Here is a 2003-nt window from a genome sequence, read left to right on the forward strand (position 1 = left end):
AATGTGGCGCACTGGCTGGTCATGGTCGGTTTCCTCTTCGGCGTGCTGGTGTGGTTCGAGGCGTACATCCAGACGTTCAACCCGGCGGGCGGCTGGCCGCTGCTGGGGTCGTGGGGCGTGTACCGATTCGTGGAGGAGGTCCTGGCGCTCGGCACGATCGGCGGCATTGTCGCGCTCATCATCATCCGGCTGCGGCAGGGCACGGAGTCGCGGGCCTCGCGTTTCTTCGGCTCCAACCACACGGCGGCACGCGCCATCGAGGCGATCGTCCTCCTTGAGGGCCTGGGCATGCTGCTGGTCAAGGCCGGCAAGATCGCCACCTTCGGCGGCGGTCACCCGGTCGCCGACTTCCTCTCCCTGCACCTGGCCAACCTGCTGCCTGCCTCCCCGGTGATGGTCTCGGTCTTCGCCCTGCTCAAACTGCTCGGCGGCATGGCGTTCCTGCTGCTCATGGCGCGCAACCTCGACTGGGGTGTGGGCTGGCACCGCTTCCTGACCTACTTCAACATCTTCTTCCAGACCAACGCCGACGGCCGCAAGGCCACCGGCCGCCTCAAGCCGATGACCTCGAACGGCAAGATGCTCACCCTGGAGAACACCGAGGACGATGACACCCTCGGTGTCGGCACCCTCGCGGACGCCTCGTGGAAGATGCTTCTCGACGCCTCCACCTGCACCGACTGCGGCCGCTGCCAGGATCTGTGCCCCGCCTGGAACACCGGCAAACCGCTCAACCCGAAGCTGCTCATGACCGATGTCCGCGACGCGGCCCTCAACCCGCACGCGGATCTCGATGTCCTCAGCATGACCAGTGTCGTTCCCGACGACGTGCTGTGGGCCTGCACCAACTGCGGCGCCTGCGTCGATCAGTGCCCCGTCGACATCGAGCATCTCGATCACGTCGCGGACCTGCGCCGCTTCCGGGTGCTGGCGGACTCGGAGTTCCCCTCCGAGCTCACCGGCCTGTTCAAGAACCTGGAGGCCAAGGGTAATCCGTGGGGCCGCAACAAGGCGGATCGTGCGTCCTGGGTGGAGTCCGCGCGTGCCGACGGCATCCCCGTGCCCGTCGTCGGCGAGGACATCGCTGATCTCTCCGACACCGAGTACCTCTTCTGGGTCGGCTGCGCCGGCGCCTTCGATGACGATGGCGTGCGCACCACCCGCGCCGTCGTCGAGCTCCTGCACACCGCCGGCGTGAAGTTCGCCGTGCTGTCCACCGGGGAAACCTGCACCGGTGACCCCGCCCGCCGCGCGGGCAACGAGTTCCTCTTCCAGATGCTCGCCACCGAGAACATCGCCACCCTCAACGAGGTCTTCGACGGCATTCCTGCCGGTCAGCGCAAGATCATCACCACGTGCCCGCACTGCTTCAACACCATCCGCAACGAGTACCCGGATTTCGACGGCCACTTCGACGTCTTCCACCACACCCAGCTGCTCAACCGCCTGGTCCGTGAGAAGCTCCTCACCCCGGTCCCCCGTGGTCCGGAGCACCGCCGTCCCGTCACCTATCACGATCCCTGTTTCCTCGGCCGACACAACCAGATCTACGACCCGCCGCGTGAGATGGTCGAGGCGGCCGGTGCCTCCCTGGTGGAGATCTCCCCCTCCCGCGAGGAAGCCTTCTGCTGCGGTGCCGGTGGTGCACGCATGTACATGGAGGAGACCATCGGCCGCCGCGTCAACGAGTTCCGTTCCGAACAGGCTCTGGCCACGGGCGCAGAGGAGATCGCCACCGGCTGTCCCTTCTGCACCACCATGATCACTGGCGGCGTCAAAGCCCTCGCCGAGGGCGAGGAGCGCCCCGTCGTCCGCGACGTCGCCCAGATGCTGCGTGACTCCGTGCTTATCGACGACCACCTCCCCGAACCCCGCAAGCCCCAGTTCCTGGGTGAGGTCATCCGCCCCAAGCGCACGAAGCCGACTCCGGCACCGGCACCCGCGCCGGTGACCCCGCCCGCCGCGCCCGAGCCGGAAACGCCGGCAACCCCGGTTGCTCCTGT

Annotated in this window: 1 protein-coding gene; it reads left to right on the plus strand. The window is 67.3% G+C overall.

Annotated features, from left to right (window positions below; genetic code table 11):
• A partial coding sequence (locus Q4F73_RS12390) for a (Fe-S)-binding protein (protein ID WP_303359644.1) occupies positions 1-2003 on the plus strand: 2003 nt, incomplete at both ends.

The sequence above is a fragment of the Corynebacterium sp. genome (genome assembly GCF_030535495.1).
Lineage (GTDB): Bacteria > Actinomycetota > Actinomycetes > Mycobacteriales > Mycobacteriaceae > Corynebacterium.